This is a genomic window from Paralcaligenes ginsengisoli, assembly GCF_054781135.1.
On record NZ_BAAGUZ010000031.1, the window covers coordinates 248,805 to 274,985 of the forward strand.

General features: G+C 55.2%; 32 protein-coding genes and 1 riboswitch. Of the genes, 21 read left to right on the forward strand and 11 right to left on the reverse strand.

What is annotated here, in order from left to right:
- Nucleotides 1-101 precede the first annotated feature (101 nt).
- The 3 genes from ACYVIS_RS15195 to fumC all read left to right on the forward strand — a co-directional run bounded on the left by ACYVIS_RS15195 (nt 102) and on the right by fumC (nt 3,730).
- On the forward strand, nt 102-1,058 hold the full coding sequence (locus ACYVIS_RS15195) for a LysR family transcriptional regulator (protein ID WP_232743098.1): 957 nt from the start codon (nt 102-104) through the stop codon (nt 1,056-1,058).
- A 96-nt stretch (nt 1,059-1,154) separates the two neighbouring features.
- On the forward strand, nt 1,155-2,222 hold the full coding sequence (locus ACYVIS_RS15200) for a type I glyceraldehyde-3-phosphate dehydrogenase (protein WP_232743099.1): 1,068 nt from the start codon (nt 1,155-1,157) through the stop codon (nt 2,220-2,222).
- Between the two features lie 113 nt (nt 2,223-2,335).
- Nucleotides 2,336-3,730, forward strand: a complete 1,395-nt coding sequence (gene fumC / locus ACYVIS_RS15205) for a class II fumarate hydratase (protein WP_232743100.1) — start codon at nt 2,336-2,338, stop codon at nt 3,728-3,730.
- A 57-nt stretch (nt 3,731-3,787) separates the two neighbouring features.
- Here fumC and ACYVIS_RS15210 read toward each other — a convergent pair whose 3' ends face one another.
- From ACYVIS_RS15210 to ACYVIS_RS15225, 4 genes are read right to left on the reverse strand one after another with little or no spacing between them, the layout of a single operon-like run.
- Complete coding sequence (locus tag ACYVIS_RS15210; protein WP_460874399.1) at nt 3,788-4,960, reverse strand: thiolase; 1,173 nt, start codon at nt 4,958-4,960, stop codon at nt 3,788-3,790.
- Nucleotides 4,960-5,355 carry a Zn-ribbon domain-containing OB-fold protein gene (locus tag ACYVIS_RS15215; protein ID WP_460874327.1) on the reverse strand — a complete coding sequence of 132 codons (396 nt, stop codon included), beginning with the start codon at nt 5,353-5,355 and terminating at the stop codon, nt 4,960-4,962. The genes ACYVIS_RS15210 and ACYVIS_RS15215 overlap by 1 nt, the downstream gene beginning before the upstream one ends.
- A gap of 37 nt (nt 5,356-5,392) precedes the next feature.
- Nucleotides 5,393-6,256: a MaoC/PaaZ C-terminal domain-containing protein gene (locus ACYVIS_RS15220; RefSeq protein WP_460874328.1), complete on the reverse strand. Its 864-nt coding sequence runs from the start codon at nt 6,254-6,256 to the stop codon at nt 5,393-5,395.
- Between the two features lie 10 nt (nt 6,257-6,266).
- Nucleotides 6,267-7,181 carry an SDR family NAD(P)-dependent oxidoreductase gene (locus tag ACYVIS_RS15225; protein ID WP_232743104.1) on the reverse strand — a complete coding sequence of 305 codons (915 nt, stop codon included), beginning with the start codon at nt 7,179-7,181 and terminating at the stop codon, nt 6,267-6,269.
- A 396-nt stretch (nt 7,182-7,577) separates the two neighbouring features.
- Between ACYVIS_RS15225 and ACYVIS_RS15230 the strand changes: the two genes are divergently transcribed.
- From ACYVIS_RS15230 to ACYVIS_RS15240, 3 genes are all read left to right on the forward strand, one after another.
- On the forward strand, nt 7,578-7,967 hold the full coding sequence (locus ACYVIS_RS15230; protein WP_460874329.1) for a DUF488 domain-containing protein: 390 nt from the start codon (nt 7,578-7,580) through the stop codon (nt 7,965-7,967).
- Nucleotides 7,968-8,148: 181 nt separating this feature from the next.
- Nucleotides 8,149-9,501, forward strand: coding sequence for an NfeD family protein (locus ACYVIS_RS15235; protein ID WP_460874330.1), 1,353 nt, complete (start codon nt 8,149-8,151; stop codon nt 9,499-9,501).
- A 14-nt stretch (nt 9,502-9,515) separates the two neighbouring features.
- Nucleotides 9,516-10,322 carry a slipin family protein gene (locus ACYVIS_RS15240; protein WP_232743107.1) on the forward strand — a complete coding sequence of 269 codons (807 nt, stop codon included), beginning with the start codon at nt 9,516-9,518 and terminating at the stop codon, nt 10,320-10,322.
- 45 nt (nt 10,323-10,367) lie between these two features.
- Here ACYVIS_RS15240 and ACYVIS_RS15245 read toward each other — a convergent pair whose 3' ends face one another.
- Nucleotides 10,368-10,862, reverse strand: coding sequence for a redoxin domain-containing protein (locus ACYVIS_RS15245; RefSeq protein ID WP_460874331.1), 495 nt, complete (start codon nt 10,860-10,862; stop codon nt 10,368-10,370).
- An 8-nt stretch (nt 10,863-10,870) separates the two neighbouring features.
- Between ACYVIS_RS15245 and ACYVIS_RS15250 the strand changes: the two genes are divergently transcribed.
- From ACYVIS_RS15250 to ACYVIS_RS15285, 8 genes are all read left to right on the forward strand, one after another.
- Nucleotides 10,871-11,077 carry a hypothetical protein gene (locus ACYVIS_RS15250; RefSeq protein ID WP_232743109.1) on the forward strand — a complete coding sequence of 69 codons (207 nt, stop codon included), beginning with the start codon at nt 10,871-10,873 and terminating at the stop codon, nt 11,075-11,077.
- Nucleotides 11,074-11,943, forward strand: a complete 870-nt coding sequence (locus tag ACYVIS_RS15255; RefSeq protein ID WP_232743110.1) for a LysR family transcriptional regulator — start codon at nt 11,074-11,076, stop codon at nt 11,941-11,943. Before ACYVIS_RS15250 ends, ACYVIS_RS15255 begins: the two co-directional genes overlap by 4 nt.
- Nucleotides 11,944-12,147: 204 nt before the next feature.
- The gene (locus ACYVIS_RS15260; RefSeq protein WP_232743111.1) at nt 12,148-12,822 is read left to right on the forward strand and encodes an RraA family protein; all 675 of its coding nucleotides are present in this window, start codon (nt 12,148-12,150) and stop codon (nt 12,820-12,822) included.
- 41 nt (nt 12,823-12,863) lie between these two features.
- A complete protein-coding gene (locus ACYVIS_RS15265; RefSeq protein ID WP_232743112.1) occupies nt 12,864-13,892 on the forward strand; it encodes a hydroxyacid dehydrogenase in 1,029 nt (342 codons plus the stop codon).
- A 117-nt stretch (nt 13,893-14,009) separates the two neighbouring features.
- Nucleotides 14,010-15,011: a tripartite tricarboxylate transporter substrate binding protein gene (locus ACYVIS_RS15270; protein ID WP_460874332.1), complete on the forward strand. Its 1,002-nt coding sequence runs from the start codon at nt 14,010-14,012 to the stop codon at nt 15,009-15,011.
- Between the two features lie 55 nt (nt 15,012-15,066).
- On the forward strand, nt 15,067-16,266 hold the full coding sequence (locus ACYVIS_RS15275) for an alpha-hydroxy acid oxidase (protein ID WP_232743114.1): 1,200 nt from the start codon (nt 15,067-15,069) through the stop codon (nt 16,264-16,266).
- Between the two features lie 88 nt (nt 16,267-16,354).
- Entirely contained in the window at nt 16,355-17,110 is a 756-nt protein-coding gene (locus ACYVIS_RS15280; protein ID WP_232743115.1) for a COG4280 domain-containing protein, read from the forward strand.
- Nucleotides 17,107-17,319 carry a hypothetical protein gene (locus ACYVIS_RS15285; protein ID WP_232743116.1) on the forward strand — a complete coding sequence of 71 codons (213 nt, stop codon included), beginning with the start codon at nt 17,107-17,109 and terminating at the stop codon, nt 17,317-17,319. The genes ACYVIS_RS15280 and ACYVIS_RS15285 overlap by 4 nt, the downstream gene beginning before the upstream one ends.
- 69 nt (nt 17,320-17,388) lie before the next feature.
- On the opposite strand, the gene ACYVIS_RS15290 is transcribed toward ACYVIS_RS15285, so the two are convergent.
- Nucleotides 17,389-17,712 (reverse strand): DUF190 domain-containing protein, encoded by a 324-nt coding sequence (locus tag ACYVIS_RS15290; protein ID WP_232743117.1) that lies wholly within the window; start codon nt 17,710-17,712, stop codon nt 17,389-17,391.
- 16 nt (nt 17,713-17,728) lie between these two features.
- The gene (gene crcB, locus ACYVIS_RS15295) at nt 17,729-18,112 is read right to left on the reverse strand and encodes a fluoride efflux transporter CrcB (protein ID WP_232743118.1); all 384 of its coding nucleotides are present in this window, start codon (nt 18,110-18,112) and stop codon (nt 17,729-17,731) included.
- 203 nt (nt 18,113-18,315) lie between these two features.
- A riboswitch (Fluoride riboswitch) is annotated at nt 18,316-18,383 on the reverse strand.
- Between the two features lie 342 nt (nt 18,384-18,725).
- Here crcB and ACYVIS_RS15300 point away from each other — a divergent pair.
- From ACYVIS_RS15300 to ACYVIS_RS15330, 7 genes are all read left to right on the forward strand, one after another.
- The gene (locus ACYVIS_RS15300) at nt 18,726-19,226 is read left to right on the forward strand and encodes a DNA-binding protein (protein ID WP_232743119.1); all 501 of its coding nucleotides are present in this window, start codon (nt 18,726-18,728) and stop codon (nt 19,224-19,226) included.
- The gene (locus ACYVIS_RS15305; protein WP_232743120.1) at nt 19,216-19,611 is read left to right on the forward strand and encodes a PPC domain-containing DNA-binding protein; all 396 of its coding nucleotides are present in this window, start codon (nt 19,216-19,218) and stop codon (nt 19,609-19,611) included. The genes ACYVIS_RS15300 and ACYVIS_RS15305 overlap by 11 nt, the downstream gene beginning before the upstream one ends.
- 118 nt (nt 19,612-19,729) lie before the next feature.
- Nucleotides 19,730-19,885 carry a hypothetical protein gene (locus ACYVIS_RS15310; protein WP_460874333.1) on the forward strand — a complete coding sequence of 52 codons (156 nt, stop codon included), beginning with the start codon at nt 19,730-19,732 and terminating at the stop codon, nt 19,883-19,885.
- A gap of 100 nt (nt 19,886-19,985) precedes the next feature.
- Nucleotides 19,986-20,576, forward strand: coding sequence for a hypothetical protein (locus tag ACYVIS_RS15315; RefSeq protein ID WP_460874334.1), 591 nt, complete (start codon nt 19,986-19,988; stop codon nt 20,574-20,576).
- Nucleotides 20,577-20,654: 78 nt separating this feature from the next.
- Nucleotides 20,655-21,734 (forward strand): alpha/beta fold hydrolase, encoded by a 1,080-nt coding sequence (locus ACYVIS_RS15320; protein ID WP_460874335.1) that lies wholly within the window; start codon nt 20,655-20,657, stop codon nt 21,732-21,734.
- Between the two features lie 27 nt (nt 21,735-21,761).
- On the forward strand, nt 21,762-22,184 hold the full coding sequence (gene arfB, locus ACYVIS_RS15325; RefSeq protein ID WP_460874336.1) for an alternative ribosome rescue aminoacyl-tRNA hydrolase ArfB: 423 nt from the start codon (nt 21,762-21,764) through the stop codon (nt 22,182-22,184).
- 74 nt (nt 22,185-22,258) lie between these two features.
- On the forward strand, nt 22,259-22,822 hold the full coding sequence (locus tag ACYVIS_RS15330) for a DUF1415 domain-containing protein (protein ID WP_232743126.1): 564 nt from the start codon (nt 22,259-22,261) through the stop codon (nt 22,820-22,822).
- A gap of 42 nt (nt 22,823-22,864) precedes the next feature.
- On the opposite strand, the gene ACYVIS_RS15335 is transcribed toward ACYVIS_RS15330, so the two are convergent.
- The 4 genes from ACYVIS_RS15335 to ACYVIS_RS15350 form a co-directional block, all read right to left on the reverse strand.
- Nucleotides 22,865-23,425 (reverse strand): peroxiredoxin, encoded by a 561-nt coding sequence (locus tag ACYVIS_RS15335; protein ID WP_370635937.1) that lies wholly within the window; start codon nt 23,423-23,425, stop codon nt 22,865-22,867.
- Nucleotides 23,426-23,596: 171 nt separating this feature from the next.
- Nucleotides 23,597-24,328 carry a maleate cis-trans isomerase family protein gene (locus tag ACYVIS_RS15340; RefSeq protein ID WP_460874337.1) on the reverse strand — a complete coding sequence of 244 codons (732 nt, stop codon included), beginning with the start codon at nt 24,326-24,328 and terminating at the stop codon, nt 23,597-23,599.
- A gap of 133 nt (nt 24,329-24,461) precedes the next feature.
- Nucleotides 24,462-24,947 (reverse strand): aconitase X swivel domain-containing protein, encoded by a 486-nt coding sequence (locus ACYVIS_RS15345; protein ID WP_460874338.1) that lies wholly within the window; start codon nt 24,945-24,947, stop codon nt 24,462-24,464.
- Entirely contained in the window at nt 24,944-26,179 is a 1,236-nt protein-coding gene (locus tag ACYVIS_RS15350) for an aconitase X (protein WP_460874339.1), read from the reverse strand. Before ACYVIS_RS15350 ends, ACYVIS_RS15345 begins: the two co-directional genes overlap by 4 nt.
- Nucleotides 26,180-26,181: the final 2 nt, after the last annotated feature.

Genomic DNA, 26,181 nt, shown 5'->3' on the forward strand with positions numbered 1-26,181 from the left:
ACAATTCCATATCTTGAAGAATATGGTGGAAATGTTAAAGGCTGCCGTAAATGCATAAAAGCAGTATTATTGCCTTGTCATCATGCAAAATTGCATTTCAAATGGATTGGGACAACGCCCGGGTTTTTCTTGCCATTTACCGCATGGGAACCTTGCGCGGCGCGTCCAGCGCGCTGCATGTCGATCAGGCGACAGTCGGTCGGCGCCTTGCTTCGCTTGAAAAGTCGCTTGATGTCAGGCTGTTTTTACGGACGCCAGCCGGCTACGTGCCGACGCCGGCCGGCGAGCTTGCTTTCCATGCCGCCGAGCGTATGGAAAACGCGGCTCATCAATTGCAGCGGCAAATGCAGGGCACCGACAAGCAACTGTCCGGCACTGTCCGGGTGGCATGTACCGATGGTACGGCGGTTTACGCCATGATGAATGCTTTGCAAACGCTGCACGCATCTCATCCGGACATACGGGTCGTCCTGACAACGTCCTCGCAAATGACGAACCTGACGCGGCGTGAAGCGGATCTGGCGGTCCGCCCCGTCCGGCCCGACAGTCCTGATCTGATCACTCGCCATCTGGCACGCTGCGAAGCGGCTCTTTATGCCTCCCAATCTTATCTGGAGGCACGCGGCGAGCCGCGGCAGGGCGTTGCCTTGGCCGGCCACGATGTGGTCATCTACCAACCGTCCATCGCCCGCTATCAGAGTGAAACACTGTGCGAAGAACCCATATGCAACGCGAAAGTAGCGCTGGAGGTGAACACAAGCCTGATGCTGTTCCATGCAGTGCGGGCCGGCCTGGGCATTGGCGAGCTGCCGACGTTTCTGGCGCACGACGACCCTCTGCTGCAGCGCATTTGGCCGGATAGGGCGGTGCCTTATGACATGTGGCTGGTTCTGCATGGCGATCTGAATCGAACTGCAAGAGTCAGGGCAGTTGCCGATGCAATCATCGAGGTTTTCGAAAAATTGTCCAAGGCCGCATCGATTCGAGAAAAAGACTCGCCTCGCCTGGAGCCGGCGGTGAACATGGCTTCCATGAATCCACGAATGCACGGAAAGTAGTACAGTTCTTTTGTACTGAACTCTCTTGAATCCGTGTGTGCAGGCTGCCGTGTATTCGTCGCAAGCCGCTCGGAATTTTTATCTGGAATCGTTATCATGAATCGCCCGGTCCGTCTGGCAATCAACGGCTATGGCCGCATTGGCCGCTGTTTTTTGCGCGCCTTGCAGGAATCTCCACTGAAAAGCAGGTTCCAGATTGTGGCGATCAACGAGCCGGCGGATCTGGATTCAATGGTCTATCTGACCCGGTACGATTCCACTCATGGAGTATTTCCCGGACAAGTGGAGCAGGGGCCCGACAGCCTGATCATCGATGGCATACACATCCAGGTCAGCCATGCACAGGCGCCTGAAGACGTCGATTGGGACAGTTTGAAGATAGATCTGCTGATCGAGTGTTCCGGCCATTATGGTACGCGCAACGAATTGAACCGCTTCCTGGATGCCGGCTGCCCACGCCTGCTGCTCTCGCATCCGGGGCGCAGTGCGCAGGACGTCGATTTCACCATGGTTTACGGAATCAATCATCACGAACTTACCGGCACGGAACGCCTGGTTTCCAATGCGTCCTGCACGACCAACGCCATCGTTCCGGTCATCGCGCAACTGCACCGTGCCTTTGGCATTGAACATGCCTTTCTGACGACTCTGCATTCCGTCATGAACGACCAACCGCTGATCGACGGCTATCATCATTCAGACTTGCGCCGGACCCGTTCAGCGATGCAATCGATTGTTCCTGTGGCCACCGGCTTGGCCCAAGGCGTGGAGCGTTTTATGCCGCAGCTCGCGGGCAGGGTCCAGGCCAAGGCCGTTCGCGTCCCTACGCTCAATGTTTCGGCCATCGACATGATGGTGAATTTGCAGCGCGATGCGAGCGCCAAAGAAATCAATGCGCTGCTGTGCGGCGCCGCCGAGTGCCAGCCTGGCCTGCTCGCTTATTCGGATGCTCCTCATGCGTCGGTCGACTTCAATCACAATCCTCATTCGGCGATCGTGGACGGCAGCCAGACACGAGTCAATGGACCCCGTTTCGCCAATGTTTTTGTCTGGTTCGATAACGAATGGGCGTTCGCGTGCAGACTGCTGGATGCGGCCGAGGTCTGGTCGCATCATTATGCGCATCAGCGGCAGCCGGCAAGACTTGCCGCACAGCATGCATAGAGCCCCCGCCGGGTGAGAGGAATTCAGCCCTGACACAGCCCGGACGGGCGTATAGTGTGCATCACTTTTTATTGCAAAGACCCAATTTTACATATTGAATCAAGGAGCATTTCATGGCTGCAACCCGCGTTGAAACTGACTCGATGGGTGCCATCGATGTCCCGGGAGATCATTACTGGGGCGCGCAAACGCAGCGTTCCATAGAAAATTTTCCTATAGGGGTGGCACGTTTCAAATGGCAGGCTCCGGTTATCGAAGCCTTGGGAATCCTGAAAAAGGCTGCGGCTCAAGCCAATGCCGAGTTGGGTGAATTGCCCGGAAATATTGCCGAACTGGTGGCGCGCGCAGCCGATGAAGTGATTGCCGGCAAGCACAACCAGGAGTTTCCATTGGTCGTGTTTCAAACCGGATCGGGCACGCAGTCCAATATGAATGCCAACGAAGTCATTGCCAACCGGGCGATCGAGATGGCCGGCGGAGTGCTGGGCAGTAAGACGCCCGTGCATCCCAATGATCACGTCAATCGCGGCCAATCCTCCAACGATACCTTTCCGACCGCCATGCATATCGCGGTTGCACAAGAGCTGCATCGAGCCCTGATTCCAGCGGTTGAATTGCTGCGGAACACCTTGGCTGCCAAGTCCGCGCAATATCAGGGGGTGGTGAAAACAGGACGGACGCATTTGCAGGACGCGACCCCGATTACATTGGGACAGGAAATCGGCGGATGGGTAGCGCAAATCGATTTTTCACTGGCCGCGGTCAAAGCCTGCCTGCCCGGAATATACGATTTGGCCATTGGAGGTACGGCTGTGGGTACCGGGCTCAATTCCCATCCGAAATTCGGCGACACGGCAGCCGCTCATATTTCCACTATTACCGGTTTGCCCTTTCAGTCGGCACCCAATAAATTCTTTGCCCTGTCGGCCCACGACGCCCTGGTCAATCTTTCCGCCTCGCTTCGTACGCTGGCCGGGGGGCTCATGAAAATGGCGAATGATGTGCGCTGGCTGGCCAGCGGCCCGCGCTGCGGCATCGGCGAGCTGCAGATTCCCGATAATGAACCCGGCTCGTCCATCATGCCCGGCAAGGTCAATCCAACACAGTGCGAGGCCATGACGATGGTCTGCGTGCAGGTTTTCGGCAACGACGCCGCCACGGCGTTCGCAGGCAGCCAAGGTAATTTTCAACTTAATGTATTCAAGCCTGTCATGGTGCATAACGTGCTTGAAAGCATAGGCTTGCTGGGCGATGCCTGCCGCGCCTTTAACGATCATTGCGCAGTGGGCATCGAGCCCAATCTGGATAAAATCGCGAGCAATCTGGAAAAGAACCTGATGCTGGTAACTGCCCTGAACCGCCATATTGGCTACGATAAAGCCGCGGCCATTGCCAAAAAGGCACAGCACGAGCAAACTACCTTGCGCACCGCCGCCCTGGCCCTGGGCTATGTCAGCGCCGAGCAGTACGACGCCTGGATTGTGCCGATGGATATGACGCATACCTGAAAAAAGCATGGTCGGCGCGTCGAACAGACGCGCATCGTTGTGCTCGCGGAAAGGTGATCAGAGTGTATTCTCGGAACCCAGAATAGCCGTAGACTGGCTTGACAGCGTGCCGCCGTTGCCATGCACGAGCGCCAGTTCGGCACCGGCGATCTGGCGCTCGCCGCATGCCCCGCGCAATTGCCTGACCGCTTCGATCATGATGAAAATGCCGTACATGCCGGGATGAATGCACGAGAGGCCGCCACCATTGGTATTGACTGCCAGGCGGCCGCCCGGAGCAATGGCGCCGCCACTGACAAAACTGCCGCCTTCCCCTTTTTTACAAAAGCCCAGGTCTTCGAGAAAGAGCAATGTGTTGATCGTAAAGGCGTCGTAAAGCTCAACCACATCCATGTCGGCGGGACTCACTTGCGCCATTGCAAATGCGTGCCGGCCCGACTGCGTGGCTGCGGTGACAGTAAGATCGTCCATCGACGAAATCTGGCGATTCCAGACCGCCGTCGAATTACCCAGAACATAGACAGGCTTGTGCTTGAGCGACTTGGCCCGATCGGCGCGTACCAGCACATAGGCTCCCGCGCCATCGTTGACCAGGCAGCAGTCGCGTATGGTCAGAGGATCTGAAACCATGCGTGCCGACAAGACGTCGTCTATTGTCAAAGGGTCGCGCATCAGCGCTTCCGGGTTCAGTTGCGCCCATTTGCGGGCGGCGACGGCCACTTCCGCCAAATGCTCCCGCCGGGTTCCATACTGGTGCATATGCCGGGCAGCAGCCAGAGCATAAGAGCTCAAAGGATTGAGCGGGTTATAGGGCGCCTCGTAAGGCTGAGGGTCAAGCTTGCGCCGAATCTTGCCAATTTCGGCACGGTTGAGCGTGGAAGTGCGTTGTGTGCTGCCATAGCATACAAGGACGGCATTGCATTGCCCCGACTCCAGGGCTTGGAGGGCGGGCATCAGGTGCGCAACAAAGCTGGAGCCGCCCAGCATGGTGCCATCGATAAACGTGGGCTTGATCCCCAAATGCTCGATGACAGGCATTGCCCACATGGGGGCTGAAACGCTTGCCGTGGTAATGCCGTCGATGTCCTGCATGGTCAGGCCCGCGTCGGCGACGGCGCGTTGGGCGGCCTGCACCAGGATTTCCATTTCGGAAAAGCCGGTAGCCTGCCCTATGCCCGCCTGTCCTATGCCCACAATGGCAACTGCTCCCCTGAGACGTTTGTTTATCATCATTCAGCCTCTGTTTGGACGAACACAAGCAGTTTGCCTTCATCTGCACTTATTATTCGGGCTTTTACCGGCATGCCGATTGCGACGGATTCCGGAGGTATGCCCTCGACGCGGCTCATCAGGCGCGAGCCTTCCTTCAAATCGACAAGCGCAACATTGTAGTTGCCGCCGTCTTCCGGCCTGCGCCTGACCACAGTGCTGGAGTAGACCGTGCCCAGCCCCGAAGGGGAGAACCACTCGAGATGGTCCGAGCCGCAGTAGGGGCAGAGCATTCGAGGGTAGAAAACACTATGCTGGCATGACGTGCAGCGCTGTATCAGAAAATTGCCCTGATCGAGCTGTTCGCGGAAATACAGATCGGCGCCTGTCTCGTGGGGTGCTGGTGCGTTTGGCATGGATGGATCGACCTTCAGGGAGAATTGGTGCAAGTCTTTATACTTTAATTCCTGCTATGCCATTGCCAAGCACCACGATATTGCGCTCCATGGCTTTGGCTTGAAAATGTATTTTTCCCGAATCGGCGCGCCACATTTCGCAAACCAGGGTTTCGCCGGGAAATACCGGAGACGAGAAGCGGGTATGCAAATAAGCCAGGCGCTCGGGCTTGTATTCGCAAAAGGTCTTGAGGATGGCATGCGCAGCGACGCCATATGTGCATAGGCCGTGGAGAATCGGTTTTGGATACCCAGCCTGCAGCGCTACCTTGGGGTCGACATGCAAAGGATTGAGGTCGGCATTAAGCCTGTACAGCAATGCGGCCTGGGGCAGTATAGGCAGGGTGCAAGTGAAATCGGGAGGTGTCGAGGGTACTTTGGGCAATGCTTCCGGGGGGCTGTCTCCGGCCTCGAAGCCGCCGTCTGCCCGGCAAAAAGTAGTTTGTTCGATGGTTGCCAGCAAAACATGGTCGTGCGCGCTGAACAACTTGCGTTCGACGATGACCAGGGCTCCTTTTTCGGCGCCTTTGTCGATGACATGCGAAACGCGGCAGCGCCCGACCACTTTACCGGCTTTTGCAAGAGGCTTGTGCAAAGTGAGGCGCTGCTCGCCATGCACCAGCTTGACCCAGGTAATGCCTGCGTCAGGGTCTTGCATCCAGAAACCGGGAAAACCCAGGACAACCGGCATGGTGGGAAATGCCTGCAACCGCGCCTCATATACAAAGGGGAGCTGTCGTTCGTCCAGGGGGTCGTGCCCCAAGCCTATGCTCAGCGCATACAGAATGGTGTCTTTCTCGGTATATTCCTGGGTTACATCGGCAAATTGCCAGTTTTTGACCACGGCGTAATCTAATGGCATGTCGGCGGCCTCAGATGGGGTCCCAATCTATGACTTCCGGGGAACGCTCCAGTTTGAAAAAATGGTGCTTGAGCGCGGGCACGGCCACCTCTGCAATCGATTCCGGCGTCCAGCCGTCCGACATATGCACGCTGCGAATTGGGCGAGGCTGGCTGAACAACATGATTTCGTTGGCGCGCACGGCAAAAATCTGCCCCGTTACTTCGCGTGCCGCGTCGCTGCCCAGATAGACCACCATAGGCGCCACTTTGCCTGCTTCCATTTTCTGAAGATTCTGAACCCGCTCTTTTTCTTCCGGAGTATTGGCGGGGATGGAACTGGTCATGCGGCTCCAGGCGAAGGGTGCTATGCAATTCGAACGGACATTAAAGCGTGCCATGTCCAGGGCAATCGATTTGGACAGGCCGACGATTCCCATTTTCGCCGCCGAATAGTTGGCCTGGCCATAGTTGCCGATAAGACCCGAAGTGGAAGTCATGTGAACGAAGGCACCCGATTCCTGTTCGCGAAAATGGGGCGCTGCGGCGCGGCTGACGTAAAACGTACCATTCAGATGCACATCGAGCACCTGCTGCCATTCGTCGCTGCTCATTTTGTGAAACAAACGGTCGCGCAAATTGCCGGCATTGTTCACCACCAGATCGATGCGGCCGTAAATGTCCAGTGCGGCCTGGATGATCTTCCCAGCCCCGTCTTGCGAAGCAACGCTATCGGTACTGGAAACCGCTATGCCGCCAGCCTTGCGAATTTCCGAAACCACGGCTTGCGCCGGCCCGTCGCCCCCGCCTTCGCCCGAGAGCGAAACGCCGATGTCGTTGATTACAAGCTTTGCGCCCGCCGCCGCCAAGGCCAGCGCAACGCCCCGGCCAATACCGCCGCCTGCGCCGGTTACGACTGCAACTTTTCCGGATACGATACCGCTCATGTGAAGATTCCTTTTCGTGTGCGGCGGGCAAATCTGCGCCCGATCATTCGCGAGTAAGTGGATCAGGACAATAGCGTCAATATCGAAAATCTACCGCTAGCGCCAGTCTACCTATAGTAGGGGATATCGCCGGAAAGACGTCATTCTTTTTGGCAAACCCTCTCTTAAGAATACAAAAACAGCAGAGGCGGGGCAGGGCCGATTTTGAGGTATTTCCCACTGACCGGGATCAAAAACGAAAGGCGCCTTTTGCAAAATGGGCGGTCAAGGTGGAGTAGACTAGAAATTGGATATCGGTTTGGCATTGAAGCGCGATGCATGAGCTGTTTAGCCCTACTTGCATCATGGTGTCTTTGATACACGGCTCTTTGCTAAACGTTCAGCGAGAGAAAAAAAATGGCTGCACATGTGACTATAAAGCGTGCTTACGACGAAGCGCATCCTTCCGACGGCTACCGGGTTTTTGTCGATCGCCTGTGGCCAAGGGGAGTGTCGAAGCAGAATTTCAAGTTCGATGCCTGGTGCAAGGATCTGGCTCCTACAGTCGCCTTGCGCGTCTGGTTTGGGCACAAGATCGAGCATTGGGACGAATTCAAACAAAGCTATCAGACCGAATTGCGATCCGCGGAGCAGCAAGCGCGCATGCGCGAGGTGATTGGAGCGGCGGGCGGGCAGCTTGTCACGCTGGTATATGCCGCCAAAGACCCATTGCATAATCACGCGCTGATATTGGCCGAAGAGATGAACAAGGCCGCATCGACCAAACGCAAGGTATCGCTGAAATGATCGAACCCGGCGCTATACTGTCAATGCAGGACAGACAAAGGCCATGATCCCATTGTCGGTTCCTGCATGACTCAAGGGGCCCGATATGGGTGGCGCTCTGCAACGATTGGCTATATGCAGCCTACTGCTGCTATTCAGTAGTTTTGCCTTGCAAGTCGCCTGCCCGGCGCAGGCTGCCCCGTTGCCGAAAACTGTGGTGGTGCTGCATATCGACGGCATTATCAGCCCGGCGACTTCCGACTTCCTGACTCGTGGCTTTACACACGCCGCCGAAGAAAAGGCACAGCTGATAGTTATTGAGCTGGACACGCCGGGTGGGCTCGATACATCGATGAGAACCATCGTCAAGCTGATTCTGGCTTCGCCCGTTCCTGTGGCCACTTTTGTAGGACCGGGCGGAGCGCGCGCAGCCAGCGCGGGTACGTTCATTCTTTATGCCAGCCATATTGCGGCAATGGCGCCTGCCAGCAATCTGGGTGCCGCAACACCCGTATCGATAGGATTTTCCGGAAACCCCGCACCCGACCCTGGTGCTGCGCCTTCCGGCGAGGGGCATGCGGCGCAGCCTGCCAAGGATGCCGCCAGGCAGCCGTCCGAGACTCATCCCGCCCCCGCCGGCCCGAGCGGTGACACCATGACAAGAAAAGTGACCAACGACGCGGCTGCCTATATACGCAGCTTGGCCCAACTGCGCGGCCGCAATAGCGGCTTTGCCGAAAAAGCCGTGCGCGATGCGGCAAGCATGTCGGCGCAGGAAGCCCTGCAATCAAAGGTCATTGATGTCGTAGCCAATAATCTTGATGATTTGCTGGCCAGGCTTGACGGCCGCGAGGTAAAGCTTGATTCAGGCCAAACCGTGCGCCTGTCCACTGCCGGCGCGCATATTGAACAGATTGTCCCCGATTGGCATAGCCGGATACTGGCCTTTCTGGCCAATCCTGAAGTCGCGTTGGTACTGATGATGGTAGGCATATATGGCCTGTTTTTCGAACTTACCAACCCCGGAATGGCCTTGCCCGGCGTAGCCGGGGTTATTTGCCTGTTGCTTGGCCTGTACGCTTTCCAACTGTTGCCGGTCAACTGGGCGGGCGTGGCGCTGATCGCCATTGGGGCTGCCCTGATGATTGCCGAAGCGTTTCTGCCTACCTTCGGTGTGGTTGGAATTGGCGGCCTGGTTGCCTTTTTCTTTGGTGGCCTGTTTTTAATGGATACAGGCGTCCCGGGGTTTGATCTGTCGATTCCTTTTCTGACGGGTATTGCCGCGGTCAGCGCGGTGCTGCTGCTTGCCATCGGGACTCTGGCTGCGAGGGCGCACCGGAGTCAGGTAGTTAGCGGGCGCGAAGAAATGATAGGCCTGCAAGGTGTGGTGACTCTGGCGCGCAACAGCGTTACGTATGCCGATGTACATGGCGAGAGCTGGCGCGTCCAATGCCACGAACCATTGTCCACGGGGGATTCTGTGCGTGTGACGGCAATCGATGGCTTGACGCTGCAGGTCCAGAGGCTCGGCATCAAAAAGCTCTACAAAGAATAACGCGGGAGAATGTCATGTTTTACCAATTCAATATAAGTCTGATCGGGGTTATTCTCGTCCTGGTTTTTCTGGCGGTCAGCGCGATCAAAATATTGCGCGAATATCAGCGTGCGGTTATTTTCACGCTCGGCCGTTTTACGCAGGTTAAAGGACCGGGCCTGGTAATTGTCATTCCGGGCATACAGCAGATGGTGAGGGTCGACTTGCGTGTTGTGACCATGGATGTTCCCAGCCAGGACGTTATTTCACGCGATAATGTGTCGGTCAAAGTCAATGCGGTCCTGTATTTTCGGGTCATAGCTCCGGAAAAGGCCATTATCCAGGTCGAACGCTATCTGGAAGCCACCAGCCAACTGGCTCAAACCACATTGCGCGCTGTGTTGGGCAAGCACGAGCTGGATGAAATGCTGTCCGAGCGTGAAAAGCTCAATCTGGATGTCCAGCAGATACTCGACGCGCAGACCGACTCCTGGGGCATCAAAGTCACCAATGTTGAAATCAAGCATATAGATTTGAACGAAAACATGATCCGCGCCATCGCCCGCCAGGCCGAAGCCGAACGCGAGCGGCGTGCCAAGGTGATTCATGCCGAAGGTGAAAAGCAGGCGGCGCAAGCCCTGATGGAAGCCGCCCAAATCCTGGCGCAACAACCCTCGGCCATGCAACTGCGCTACCTGCAAACCCTGACTCAGGTGGCTGGAGATAAAAGTTCTACCTTGGTCTTTCCCATACCCGTTGATTTGCTCAGTACCCTATTGAACAAGGCGGGCGGGCCTTCAGAGCCGAGGCCTATCCCGCCTTTGGAAGACAGGGCGGGATAGGTGTGCCTGCCGCGGGTGGCTCAAGGGCATCCCTGCGGCGCGGGCTTACTCGGTCAGCAACTGACCAATCACCGCGCCTACGCGCAGATCATCGATCTGGCCAAAATGATGAAGCCGTATGTAGCCTGCTTTATCAATCAATATCAGGCTGGGCGTACCCTGCAGCCTGTAGGCGCGCATGGTCAAGGGAATGGGATCCGCCGGATCGGCCTGATCGATGCCTATCGGGAAGCCAAGGCGGTATTCATGGACGAATGCCTGCAAGGCAACAGGGGTCATGGCCTCATGATGCTCGAACACTGAATGTAAACCGATTACCTGAACCTTGTCGGACGGAAAAGCCGTATGTATCAGCTTGGCTTGAGGAATGCCGTGAGACACGCAGCCAGGGCAGAGCATCTGGAACGCATGCAGCACCGTTACCTTGCCACGTAAGGACTCCAGGCTGATGGGGGTCACGGTATTCAACCATTGGCTGATCGACCAGGGTTGAGCCTGCTCGTAGGATGGATTCACGCTTTTCTCCAGGAAATACAGCATGGACAGCCATGCTGCAAGCTGCCGGTCGGGGTAAAGCCGCGAGGGCGGCTTTTACAGAGAGGCAAGCTCGGCAAATTGCTGCCGCCTACTATAAACTTTTTTCAGAAGCGTGGCCGTATAGTGTCAAGCGAATCGCCTATCGGCTGGATGCATCCCGAGCTATCGGTAAAATCATTCTCTCGATTAAAAATGGTAATAGAGACAAGATTGAATGAATACCACCTATCTTGAGAGCTTTGTCAAAGTCGTCGAATCGAAATCCTTCGCCGAGGCTGCACGCAGGCTTGACATCACTTCGGGCGCCGTCGCGGCCCGAATCCGTACGCTCGAGGAAGAGTTGGGCATAGCCATTATTCAGCGTTCCGGACATACCGTGAAACCGACTGAAGCGGGAATGCGCGTCTATGACCGTGCGAAAGCGCTGATTCAGGAAACACGGGATCTGCAGGCCATTGCCAAAAAGGGGACTCTAGTCGGAGAGCTCAGGCTCGGTGTGTTTCCATCAGCCTTGACAACTCACCTGCCGGAATTGCTTGAAAAATTTTGCAGTATTTATCCCGAACTGTCGATTTTCATCGCATACGGCCCATCGGTTGAATTGTGTCACAAGGTGCACAGTGGCCAACTTGACGTGGCTGTCGTCATCGAACCCCAGTACACCATTCCCAAGAATTGTGAATGGTGTACTTTGCAGGAAGAACCGCTGATTGTTATCGCACCGCCAGCGCTCGCCGGCCGCAGTGCTCACGACCTGTTGCTCACAGAGCCTTTCATTCGCTACGACAGGGCCGCATATAGTGGTCAGCTTGTCGATCGCTACCTCAAGGACAATCGCATAGTTCCCAATCAACGCCTGGAAATCGATAGCCTTTTGACGATAGTCTCTCTGGTGGAACGCGGAGTAGGGGTGGCGCTGGTTCCCGATTCATTCTCGATTTGGTATCAAACCTGTTCGTTGCTCAAGGTTCCTTTGCCGGAGAGGACTCCAATTCGGCGAATTGGATTGATTTGGGCAACGCAGGGGCCGCGTATCGCGTTGGCCAAAGCTTTGGTAGATCATGCTCAAAAAATCTTTGCCTGATTTTTATCCGATATTCAGAAGCAATTCTGCGTTCAAACACAATTTTTTTTCCGTTTAAAGAAAAAATAATTGCAGTTCGATGACACGTCGCTCCACTAGAATTTTGATCTATAAGGCCTTCTGCAATTTGATGGCAACACCTCAGTTTTGATCAAAAAGCCATGCTGATTGAAACAAGCATCGCTAACTCTAATGGTATGAACAATGATTGGATTTCGGATTCTTGAATGCAAACATCGAGTGGCGCAGTCGTGGGCTGAAAAATTCCGCGCTCTCCCGGTAGCAAATATCAGCGATGTCATGGCGCGGATAACGGCGGGCGGGCCGGGTTTGCGCCCAATGCATTTGTCGGGCGTGCTCTCAGGTCCGGCTTTTACTGTCAAGACTCGCCCGGGTGACAACCTTATGGTGCATAAGGCCCTGGATCTGGCACAGCCAGGAGATGTGATCGTGGTTGACGCCGGGGGCGATCTGACCAATGCCATCATAGGTGAAATCATGGTAAGCACGGCGCAAAAAAGAGGCATTGCCGGTTTGGTCATCAATGGTGCCGTTCGCGATGTGGGAGCAATAGGCACAGGGCATTTCCCGGTCTACGCGGCTGGCATTACGCATCGCGGCCCGTATAAGAATGGTCCGGGTGAAATCAATGTGTCAATCAGCCTGGATGGAATGATTGTCGAGCCTGGTGATTTGATTGTCGGCGACGAAGACGGGCTGTTATGTGTTCCTTTTGATCATATCGATGCTGTCTACGAAGCGGCCAAGACCAAGCACGAGCTCGAAATAAAAATCATGGCTGACATAGCCAACGGTTCATTGGACACCTCGTGGATTGATGCCAGTCTGAATCATCTGAATTGCGAGATCGTAAAGTAATTTTTATAAAAATAAAGCCGCAAGCTTAAATCGCAACAGACATGAAAACTAAAAACGTCGTAAGGCTCAATCTTTGGACTGATGCCAGTTTTGACCAAATTCTGGCGGCATGTCCGCAGAGCAGCCTGAAAATTCTCGATATCAAGACTCCCGAGAATGAAATATGGGCAGCACTGAAACGGGCGCATATTTACCACATTTCCGCTGCCAAGGATGAAGTTCCGAAAACTTGGTTTGTAACTGGAGAGTTATTGCAGCGCTGCCCCGAATTGGTTTGTATTTCGACGTCGGGTGCAGGCTATGACACAGTCGATGTCAAGGCATGCACCAATGCGGGAGTATTGGTAGTCAATCAAGCTGGTGGCAACGCCAACTCCGTGGCTGAGCATACGTTTGGCCTGCTACTTGCAGTTTCGCGCCGCATAGTCGAATCCGACAACAAGTTAAAAAGAGAGGCCGGATTTTCCCGCGAAGATCTTATGGGCCACGAACTGAATGGCAAGGTTCTCGGCTTGGTTGGCCTTGGCCATGCTGGAAGCCGTACGGCGCAGATTGGTGATGCATTTGGCATGAAAGTATTGGCTTATGACCCCTATCTGACGCCTGCCGAGATGGCGATGCGTGGCGCGCAATCCACGGCCCTGGACGAGTTGCTTGAATCTTCGGATATGGTTTCTTTGCATTGCCCGCGTAATCGGGAAACCATGCATCTGTTTGACTCACAGGCCTTTGCAAAAATGAAGCGTGGGGCACTTTTCATTACAACAGCACGCGGCGGAATCCACGACGAAGAAGCCCTATATGCAGCACTGATTTCAGGGCATCTTGGAGGAGCTGGGCTGGATGTCTGGGAGACGGAGCCACCATCGGCAGGCCACCCTTTATTGTCGCTTCATAACGTGGTGTCGACTTTCCATACAGCAGGGGTCACTTACGAGGGGCGTAAAAATGTTGCACGAATGGCCGCCGAACAGATTGTCAAGATTTGCACGGGCGGCAATCCAGACAGAGTCATCAACAAGGAAGTTTTACCCGCGTTTTTGTCACGGCTCCGCTCTTTGGATGGCTGAGGCTCAATTGGAAATCAGCGTGAAGCCTGTGCAGCGGGAGCTAGCCGCTTTGAAGCCACACTACGTCGCACTTAACTGCGGCACATCACAACCATAATTCAAAACAGGAGATATACGATGTTTTATTCCCACACCAAGTTTTTGAAAATAAAGTATCTGGCACTCGGTGCTATTGTTTCGACGCTCCCTTCTTTATTTTATAGCCCTGCTGCTCAGGCAGCATATCCAGATCATCCCATCAATATGATTGTGTCCTACGGTCCTGGCGGCGGCACAGATCTTGTCGCACGAGCCATTGCGCCATTTATCGCAAAATACTTGGGAAATAATGCACAGATAGTGGTGCTGAATCGCCCAGGAGCTGGCGGTGCCATTGGATTTACCGACATTGCCCGCGCCAAACCCGATGGCTATACCATTGGTTTTCTGAATACCCCCAATATGCTCACGATTCCGATTGAACGGAAATCCAATTTTCATTGGAAAAATTTTGATCTGATTGGTAATTTGATTGACGACCCGGACAGTTTCGCCGTTCTCGAAAGCAATCCAATCAGGTCGCTTAAAGATCTAGCCGAATACGCCAAGAAAAATCCCGGAGCCGTCACCGTCGGAACAACCGGGGCCGGATCGGATGACCATCTGGCCATGCTACTTTTTGAAAAATATACAGGCACCAAGCTGACGCATGTTCCATACAAAGGAGCCGGTGAGGTGCGCGGTGCGGTTTTGAGCCAGCAAATCGTAATGGCTGCTATGAATGTGGGCGAAGTCATGGCCTATAAAAAGGGCGGATCTCCCATGAGGGATTTGGGTTCCATGAGTGAAAATCGTACCGACTTGGCGCCGGAGCTTCCAACTTTCAAGGAGCAAGGCTATAACATAATCATGTCATCGCTGCGTGGTATCGGAGCCCCCAAAGGCTTGCCTGACGACGTAAACCAGAAACTTGTCAAGGCTGTACAAAAAGCCGTACTTGATCCGGAATTCCAAGCGCAGGCACATAAGTTATTTGTTCCCATCCGTTACCTCGCGCCCGCCGACTATAAAGCAGAACTGGAGCAGGGTGAAAAAGACTTTCAGGCATTCTGGAAAGAAACACCTTGGTCTGAACAGTAAAGCGCGTGTGAAATCGGCATGACAAAACTTTGCGCCCCGCTATAATTGCCGCAAGATGACGACGCACTCAAAAAAACGGCTTGAACGCCTCTTGTGCCTGGACGATTTCGAAGCCGAGGCCAAAAAATACCTGCCCAGGGCCATTTTTGAGTATATTGCGGGCGCCGCCGAAACCAATTTTTCGGCCAATGACAACCGTGCCGTTTTCAACGAGTTGGCTTTTGTGCCCCGCATCTTGCGTAATGTAGCAAAGCCGGCCAGCGATATTGCTTTATGGGACGATATGTATTCGGCCCCATTCGGCATCGCACCCATGGGTTTAAGCGCCATATCGGCGTTTCGTGGAGACTGCGTGCTGGCGCAAGCCGCCCATGACAAGAACATCCCCATGATCATGAGCGGCTCGTCGCTGATTCCATTGGAGGATGTTGCGCGGATCAGCGGCAATGTGTGGTTTCAAGCCTATCTACCGGGTAGCGAAGATCAAATCACCTCGCTGGTCCAGAGAGTCGCCCGCGCCGGCTATCAAAAACTGGTTATTACCGTCGACACCCCAGTGGCCGCCAATCGAGAAAATAACATCCGGGCCGGGTTTTCGACGCCCTTGCGGCCCTCGTTGCGACTATTGATGGATGGCGTTCTTCATCCCCGCTGGACTCTAGGCACATTCTTAAGAACGGTGTGCATGTATGGAATCCCACATTTCGAAAACAACTACGCCACGCGTGGGGCTCCGATTATTTCTCGCAACATCTTGCGCGACTTTTCCGATCGCGGCCATCTTGACTGGTCTCATTTCAAACTGATCCGCAAGCTCTGGGCCGGCAAGTTGGTCGTCAAGGGTATTATGGCGCGGCCTGATGCGCTGCTGGCCCGCGAGCATGGCGCCGATGGAATCATCGTGTCCAACCATGGCGGGCGTCAGTTGGATGGCGTGTTGTCGCCGCTTCGGGTACTGCCTGATATCGTGGACGCCTGCCCCGATATTCCTGTGATGATGGACAGCGGTATTCGACGTGGGACCGATATCGTCAAAGCACTGGCTTTGGGCGCAAAATTTGTTTTTGTAGGCAGGCCGTTCGGATACGCGGCAGCGATAGGAGGGCGGCATGGAGTCGGGCACGCCGTGGATCTGCTGGCTTCCGAATTCAAGCGCAATCTCAGCTTGCTGGGTTTGACTAAGCCGCAAGACATAAATGAGCAGTGCCTTGCCGTTTTGTTGAATAATAGTGTTTTCAGTAAGTATCTTGGCTGAGGTGGGGGTAGCAGATGTCAATGAGCACAGCCAGTGCCAGCGCAACTGAATTATCTGGTGATCGAAAGGGCTTTCCCTGGAGGCCGGCATGATGCTCTGGGCCCACGCAGGGCCTTCAATACTGGCGGCATTCCTCGCTTCGCTGGTCGAGTTCGTCGAGGCCCTGACTATTGTGCTTGCGGTAGGCACAGTGCGCGGCTGGCGATCCGCCCTGGCGGGCGTCGCCGGTGGCGCGGTCTTGCTTGCGGTTATGATTCTTGTCTTTGGCCCTCTGCTGGGACGCATGCCTATAGGGCTGCTGCGGCTGGCCATAGGGATGTTGCTGCTGCTCTTCGGCATGCGCTGGTTGCGCAAGGCCATATTGCGGGCAGCCGGCGTTGTCAGACTGCATGATGAGCAGGCGGCCTTCGAATCCGAAACCGCGGCATTGCAAGCCTCCGGAGTAAACATCAAAGGCAGGCTCGACCCACTGGCTGTGGCGACCGCCTTCAAGGCCGTGCTGCTTGAAGGTGTTGAAGTGGTTTTTATTGTCATTGCCGTGGGCGCCGCCGGCAATATGCTCATACCCGCCAGTGCGGGTGCGGCCTTGGCCGGTCTGCTTGTCATCGGGCTGGGCGTAATGCTGAAAAAGCCGCTGGCCCGTATTCCCGAAAACACACTCAAATTCGCGGTTGGCATATTGATATCGGCCTTCGGGATTTTCTGGGTAGGCGAAGGGTTGGGCCTGGCATGGCCGGGCGCAGATCTGGCGATTCTATTGCTGGTGCTTGTGCTGCTTGTCGTATCGCTGTTTGCCGTCAGTTTGGCCCGCAAGCGGTTTCAATCCATCGGTGGCGCGCAATGAAAGGAATCATCGAGTTCATGCGCAAAGTAGGGCGCCTGTTTGTGGACGACGGCAGTCTGGCAATTGCGCTCATTGCGTGGTGCGTGGCGGCCGGATTGGTATTGCGGGTTTTCGCTGCACAAAGCCCGTGGAGCGCGCCGCTATTTTTCCTGGGGTGCCTGGTGATCCTGCTGAGCAACATCATGCAGACGGTCAAGCGGCATAAATAAGGCAGGCATGAAAGGCATCGCCTGGCCTGGGCCGCTTCGCGGCGCGCTTGCAGCCCAAGCACCGTATTTTCAGTCAGGTTCCCCAATAAATCCAAATTCGACCGGTACTTTGGAATAGAAAAGACGTAGTTCGGGCGTGTCTCTGAGGTGCTTCAGAAATGCATCGCATTCGGCCTGCGACACCACCATGGTGATCTCGATAGGCTGATCCGCCAAATCAAAAAAACGCGCCGAATGAAGGCGCCGTCCGCTGCCTATGCCTTCTTGCGCAGCAAACATTGTGGCACCGCGAATCTGCATGGATTGAGCCAGGTTCAGCAGCCACTGATGAAGCGGCATATTTTTATAAGTGCGATCCTGCTGCATGAAAAAGCTCAACTGATAGCCTGTCATGGTACCGACTCCTTGTTCAGCTATGGGACAAGTATTGCACAATGACGATGCCAAGCAAGGTCAGCCCGATAGAACCGACAACATGCAAACCGATCTCAAGCGCGGCGCTGGCAATCTCCCGACTCTGTATCAGGCTGCCAACCTCGAGCGAAAATGTGGAGAATGTGGTCAGCCCTCCCATGAATCCCGTGATTACCGCCAATCGCCATTCTGGGGACAAGCCGCTGTGGTTTCTGAAAAACTCGCTGGCAACCCCTATAAGCAAGCCGCCTATAAGATTGGCCGCCAGGGTGCCCAGCGGTATCGTGGGCCAGAACGAGTTCAAGCTCAGTCCCAGAATCCAACGCAGCAGTGCACCCAGCGCCGCACCAATCGAGATCGCGAAAATTGCAGTTCCCATGATGTTCAATCCGTACGGGAGTCGGTGCAATTTGAGCAAACAGGCATGCCCGGTTGGGGCGCGACAGGGAAAGAGGGAAGTACACGAGTCGGTACGGCGGGGGTAAGCAGCCAGGTTTTCATGGGGCGAGATCCTTGTAATGAATATGTGATCCTGGCCGATAAAATCGCTGCTTGCACGCGGGCCCGCAGCTCCTGACCCAGGAACCTGCAGGCATCATCATCCGGCGCGTGCCGACGGTTAACGGAGGAATGCCATCTCCGCGCAAAGTGTAGCAAGCGCTGCTACGGCACGCAATCAAATCGCATGATCCGGCATATCTGCCGGCATTTTTACATCGCACTTTGAGCACGCGGTGCGTTGCACCGTGGCCCATGCATTATGAGTCCATATTATGGATTGGTAACTACCCCTAATATCCTTGATTCTTCTTGTTGCAGGAAACATATTCATTTATCATAAGCCATGAATCTGTAGTTCGATCCATTATATGGACCTTATTGCAGAAATGCTCCTCGGCTGCCCCACAAGGACTTCATGCCGAGGAACACATCATCCGGGATTTAAGTTGCAATACGCCACGAGCCATTGCCGCTTTTTAAAGGTTTTCGCCATGAGCAGCAGAGTCTTGTCTGTCGACGATTGGGATGTCGACCATTTTCAATTATCCATAAACGCCGGCGAAAGCATCTGGAATGGCGTGCACCAGGCGCTGGACAAGGCTGCAATCAGGTTTGCCCAACTTGAATTTGCGCCCGGCATGCTGGACTTGGCCGTCTACCATACCGCGCCTCCCGAAACTACCGGCAAGACCTTGGTAAAGTACGGCACGGGGATCAACATAGGCAAGGCTTTGCTTTTTTCGGCCAATGCGATCTACGGCCTTGGGAAGAACGAAACCCCTTTATTGCATTGCCACGGTTTTCTGATTGATGCGGACAACCGGATGCACGGCGGCCATTTAAGCGTGATGGATTGCATGGCCGGCGGCGCAGGGCTGACCATACAGGTAACATCCACGCCCAATACCGGTTTCGCCGTCGAATTGGACCGCACATCGAATATGCACGTATTCCACCCCGTCAAATACGAGAGGCCAAGCCATGGAGTCTAGGCTAGTCAGCGGCAAGTTCGGCCGCATTTTTTCCGCCCGCTTGCTTTGCAATGACGATCTGGTCGAAAGCGTTGAGGAACTGTGTGCCAGAAACCAGGTCGAGAATGCTGTGGTCAAGGGCGGCCTGGGCAGCCTGTTCCGCGCCCGGCTGGAACAGTCGGCTGGAGATACCTCCAAGACTGTCGATGTGGAGGGCTATGCGGTAGAGTTGCTGTCCCTTTCCGGGAATGTGTCGGTCGATGCAAGGTCCGGGCATGCCGCGGCGAATTTATTCGGCATAGTCGCCGATAACCAGGGTACTGTTTTTGCAGGCAAGTTCGTGCGGGGCTCATCGCCAACCTGCATTACCATTGAAATGACGGTGCAGGAGTGGTTGCCCGATTGATGCCTGCAGTCTGTAACCGTATGGCCGTATGGCGACTCATGAAATGCAGGCCGGACACGCGCCAGTGGCTCGCACCTGGCTACGATGTGAAAGCCAGAGAGCGGCCAGGGCGGCCAGCATGAAAATCGCCGTTACCAGAGGCAGCGGAGCTACGCCAAACTTCGGAAACCGGCCGAGGCATGATTCCACCGCTCGCGCGCTGGCGATGCAAGCCGAGTTGCGCGAGCTGCTCAAGGGATTGCAGACGCTTATGAACGGCAAATATGCGGATTGACCCCATATCCGTCCTTTAGGATTACACTCGAAAAACACCTAGTGTCTGAAACCGGGGCTTTCAGGGCCATCGGAAATTATCGACTGCCGGAACACACATCATGAAGCTTAGTCGTATCCTTGCGGCGCTACTGCTGTCCGCTATTTCGGTTTCCTCGTTTGCGCAGTCCGCGCGGGTACGCGGAGAAATCGAAAAACTCGATAATTCCATCCTGACCATAAAAACCAAGGATGCAACCGTTTTTCATATCAAGCTCGAGGACACAGCCAAGGTCACAGCCATGGCGGCCGCCAGCTTGGCGGACATCAGCACCGGAAAATTTGTCGGCACAGCCGCCCGCCCAGGGCCCAATGGCCAATTGGTGGCGCTGGAAGTGCATATTTTCCCCGAGAGCATGCGCGGGACCGGCGAGGGCCATCGCCCCATGGATAATGAAAACACCATGACCAACGCAACCGTGGAAAACGTGGTGACTGCTGTGCATGGCCGTATATTGACTCTGCATTACAAAGGTGGAGAGCAACAGGTTCAAATACCGGATGGCGTACCGATTGTAATGTTGTCCCCAAGCGATCGCAGCGCACTCACGCCAGGGGAACACGTATCGATCCGCGCAACAAAACAAGCGGATGGCTCTATCAGTACGGTACGAGTTACGGTCGGATTGAACGGCCTGGTGCCGCCTTTATGACTGGATAGGCCTGACTGATACGTGCTGCGTACACAAATCACCGGAAATTTTCCTTCTCGACACAAAAGTGAGCCCTCCATGCCCGCAAGTTTGGCAATGCGCTTTCTCTTTACGGTTTTTATCGCTCTTGGAGCATTGAATTGCAATGCCGAGCCCAAAAAAACAGTATCGGGCCAGAAGGCGCCCGTAAAGGAAATCGCCAACCAGCACCTCGTCGTTACCACGCAGGACGGAACTGGAATCTTGCCGCTTTATGCCAGCCGCAAGATTGACGTTGCGGCGCCCGATATAAAAAGAGTGCTGATCATTGTTCATGGTACGCTGCGAAACGCGGGTACTTACTTTGCCAGTGGCCAGGAGACTGTGCAGGACGCCGGAAAGAAAGGCGCAGGCACTATGGTAGTTGCGCCGCAGTTCCTGGCTCTCCAGGATGTGCGCGCATTCAAGCTCCCACCCGACACTCTGGCATGGAGTTCGGGGGGCTGGAAAGGCGGTGAACCGGCACGCGTTCCGGTTCCGATCAGTTCTTTTTCTGCATTGGATGCGCTGCTCGGGCATTTTGCCGATCGCACGCTATATCCGGCCCTGACGCAGCTTGTTGTGGTGGGGCATTCGGCCGGCGCTCAGGTTGTTCAACGCTATGCCGTAGCAGGCCAGGGCGAAGCAATCCCGCGCAAGGCGGGCATTGACGTTCGCTACGTCGTGGCAAATCCATCAAGCTATTTGTATTTCAGCAACGACAGGCCTGCTCCGCAGGGTTCGTTCCAGCCCGCCGATATTGCATCGTGTCCCAAGGCCATCGAATGGAAATATGGGCTGAAAGACGCTCCCCCTTATGTCGCAAAACAGAACGAAGCCGGACTCGAGGCCCGTTATGCCATGCGCGAGGTTGCGTATTTGCTGGGTACGGCCGACACCAATCCGTACACCCATTTTATCGACCGCTCGTGCGCGGGAATGGCCCAGGGCCCATATCGATTGGCTCGAGGGCTGGCCTATTTCAGCTACATGCAACACCGCCATCCAGCCCATCTGAAGCAATCCCTCGTTGAAGTGCCCGGGGTGGGGCATGACGCCCGGCGCATGTTTACTTCTGCGTGCGGGCAAGCCGTTCTGTTTGGCGGATCGATCCCGGCAAGCTGCCCACGCAAGCCGTGATGGCTTAATGCAGTACTATCGCTGCCTATGCTCCATATACATGCCAATCTTTTCCTCGACGAACGCGAAATCGAATTCACCATGATTCGCGCCCAAGGCGCGGGCGGCCAGAATGTGAACAAGGTATCCAGCGCCATTCATCTGCGTTTCGATATTTCCCAATCGACCTTGCCTGAAGAGTGCAAGGCCGCCTTGCATGCGCTGGGTGATCGCCGCGTATCGAAGGACGGGATCATTGTGATCAAGGCGCAATCTTTTCGCAGCCAGGAAAAGAATCGCGCCGATGCCATCGAGCGGCTATTGACCTTAATTCGCGCCGCCGTGCACCAGCCCACGTTGCGCAAACCGACCCGCCCGACGCGCGCATCGCAACGCCGGCGGGTTTTGCGCAAAACCCTGCATGGCGAAGTCAAACGCTTGCGCGCCAAAATAGACGACCCCCACGGCTGAGCAGGCCAGTCGGCTAAAAAGGCCGAAAATCGCCATACTGATACGGCCGGTCGCGAACCGCCGCAAGGGATCAAATGAATAAAGTTGAAAACGATGCATCGATTTTGGCGGCGACACAGCATTGGCTTGTTCGCGCCGTTATCGGGCTCAATTTATGTCCATTTGCCAAAAGCGTCTATATAAAAAAGCAGATCCGGTACGTGATTGATCGCTCGATATCCGATCAAGACGTTTTGGCGGCGCTTGAGGCCGAAATGATTTATTTGGCTGATGCCGATCCGGCCCAGGTCGATACAAGCCTGTTGATCGTGCCCGATATCTTGAGCGACTTTCTTGACTACAACAATTTTTTGAATCGAGCCCAGCGCTTGCTCAAGCGTATGCGTTTGACCGGAGTATTGCAGATTGCAAGCTTTCATCCGCGCTATCAGTTCGCCGACAGGGGTACCGACGACATTGAAAACTACACTAACCGGGCTCCATATCCGATTTTTCAGTTGCTGCGCGAAGCCAGTATTGAGCGTGCGCTGGCAGGGTTTTCCGATACGAGCACAATCTACGAACGCAACCAGGAAACGCTCCGTCGCCTCGGCCACGATGGCTGGCACAATTGGCTGAATAAGCCCGCCGATGACTAACTGCATTGAATTGGATTATGCACACAGCGGTCGCCGGCCGGGTCACCGATGCTCGTCAGCCCATTTCCTGACCGCCGCCATGGTGTTTTTTACGTGGCCATCCGGATCCATACTGCTGTATTCATAGTAAATTTTATGGTCGGGGGTGATTACATAGGAGATGCGGTTGGCCATGTTCGGCATAAACGCCATCTTGGCATCGTATGCCCTGATTATTTTTGAATCGGGATCGGCCCCAACCGCAAATTTGCTCCTGCACTCGCTTACAGAGAATTTCTTGAGTTTGTCGAGCTTGTCGGCCGAAACGCCTAATACCGTCGCACCGTATTTTTTGTATTCGTCGGTCGCTTCGGCAAAATCATGCGCCTCGATCGTACAGCCTTTTGTAAAGGCGGCAGGATAAAAATAGAGCACAACCGGGCCTTTTTTAAGGGCCTCATCCAGGGAGAAACCGAAAGCATTGCCACCCAGGGTTGCTTCTACGGTAAAGCTTGGCGCCGGATTTCCCGCCGCCAGCGCGGCCTGGCTCGAAAGCGGCATGGAGCAGAGCAGGGCGCATGCCCCGTATCCGGCAAATTTGACTGGATCAAAGCGAAGTTTCATGATTTTTCCTTGATGTCGCAAGGCGCACAAGACTGGGCGGCACATCGATTGGGCGGCAACCTGCATCGATAACATTAGCCCAATCATTGCAACGACACACTTTATATGGCAATTCATTATGGCTCCTTTACGAACCCGGGGCGGGCTCGGATAAACAAATCGTCGCATGGGTCAGCCCTGCAAGCCTTGTAAAAGCCGGCCATATCCCGCTACAGAGGCATTGACGCCGGCGATCCGCAATGCATTCCACATCATGGCCGATGCGCTGGATATGGCCGGCTTTCCAATGTCGCGTTCCAGCACTTCCAGTATATCGATCGTCGGCATGCCGACGCCGCTGAGAAATACGGCTTGCGCACCGACGACATCTACCTGCCGGGCGAGCCGATACGCCCGTTCCGCAGTTTCGTCGTAGATATTCGTCACGCCTTCAAGGCGCGCGCAACTGACGACTTCGAAGCCATGCGCTTGAAGATTGGCCTTGCATTGAAGCGTGGAGGCTTCGCTATAGGGAGTTCCAACCGCTACGCGGCTGATGCCCAGATGCCTGAGGGCGGCAACGACGCTTCCAAAAGCGGTAATGAAGGGGATGCCTGTGGTGCCTTCGATGCGTTGCACGAGATCTTGTTCGGCAGCCCGGCCCAGGGTATAGCTGGTGGCCGTGTGTGCCAGGGTGATTACCGAAGGCTTCACCATGGACAAAAGCGCAATATTCTCGTCGAGATGCGCTATTTGCGTTCTGTTGCGTTCTTCTTGCCCCTCAAGGCTTCCCGCGATGCCGTGTGCGACCATGCGCGTGAAATGAGCCGATACGCCCGGTGGCGTCATCTTGCAGATTTCCGGCTCTGTCGTGGGACTGCCGGGTGGGATAAGAAACCCCAGTCGTGCGCGCCAACCTGTCATGGAAGAAGGTCCTTTTGATTCGAAGAAAAATAATTGCTGCGTATACAAAATCCACAGCCCGGGCATGGATAAATTGTAGTGCCGAAAGCCGGCCATCATGCATAGCGAGCCGACGGCTATCGACGAACGCTAATCAGCTGCGCTTATGCATGGGCCTTAACGGAGAACTGCCAGAGGTTTGCCTCGAATCGGCAATCGCCTGGCCGAATTGATCGATGACGCGCAATGTTTTTGCCTGCGGGTCGAGTTCAATCTGCGATCCATGCGGCACCAAGGCAGTTACATCTTCATCGAATCCGGCAAGCATGGTGATGTCGCCCAGCGCGGCGCCTTGCACAAGAATGGTATTGACCGTATTGAAGACAATGGCCAGCGGCGCCATGTTGCGGGAGCGCATTTCATGCAGCATCCATGCGCTGGCAACTCCCCCCTTGGCGGTATCCAGCACCAGTATGCAGTCGACGTAGGATTGGCCAGCCAGTTTATGCGTGGGGCGTGAAAACACACCTCGAAGCCGGTCCAGGTCGTAGCGCGCCGAAAGCCCGTCATGGGCGACGAGGGCTTTGCCCGAGACTTTGCGCCCCATTGCGTGGCGCGCGTGAAATAGCAGCGTGTTCATTGAAGTTCTCCTTTTTCAGCCGCTGCAATGCAGGCTTCCATCGAAGCAAGTTTTGGCACATAGCCATAGCCGCCCAGGATATTGACCAGTTTTGCGCTATTGGTTGCCAGGTGCTTCCAGCCTTTGGCTTCGGCAATCTCGCGTGCATAAGATTGATAGAAGCACATGCCCGACATCACCGTACCGCCTGCGGATTCTATGTCCTGGGTATATCCGAATCTGTCGGCATCAGGCTTGACTTGGGGGCTGGTAATTGCCAGTAACGGAACTTTGAAGCGCCGCCCCTTGCTTAGCGCAGCAATAGATCGCAGTTCATACAGACTGAGCTGCGGCGCGGAAAACACAACGACATCGACTTTATTGTCGACGGCATAGCTGTCTCGCAAAGCGTCAAGGTCGCTCTTTTTTATATGATGTTGCACTGGCAGGACATCGCCGCCGACATCGCCAAGGCGCGACGCTTCAGGTGTGATTCCGACCAGGTGGTAGAGGGCCGTCGATCCGAAACTGGCCATCGCCGCTCCGAAATGCTTGAGTTCGTCGGAAGTTGGCGCTCTGTCTATCCCCTCTATAACGGGGACTTGCCAATAATTTCCCGCCAGACGGCCGATGACCCCGCCCAGCGCTCCCCATTCGTTCAGCGTGTTCGGGGTCCATTCCACACGCACGCGCAGCGTGGCTTGCCGGTGTTCGTCAAGATGAAAACCGTAGCGCGGTGTACGGCCTGTCAGACCGGCAGAGAGGGCGGAAGGGCCGCCTTCGAAATTGGACCGTGCGCCATTGACCGAATTGGAATAGATCACCACGCCGGTATCGCCGAACGCAACATGCTCGCCCCGAGTGGCGGCAAGCACAGTCTGGTAGTTGATGCAGGTGTCGGTCATGCTCACACCCAGCTTCACGAATGCATCGATGGCGCGCCTTTCCAGATGCAGCATCCAGTCGGCCTGGCCAATTACATCCGATTTCGAAAAATCGGTGCCACGGGGATCGGTGATGGTCGGCACCCGGACCTGATGGCGGCCGTCTTTGGCTTCCGCCAGCCCTTCGAGCCACAACACTCCGGCTTGCCCCAGGCTTTCGGTGTCTGCCATGATATGGGCCTGCGTAATGGGAACGAAATCCTTGGCCCCAAAAAAATCCCCGACAGAGACTTGATGCCTGATTGCAATTTCCGCCACTTTGCCGAATTCTCCGGCAAGCATGGCTTTTTCTTCATCGTTTAAATTCATGG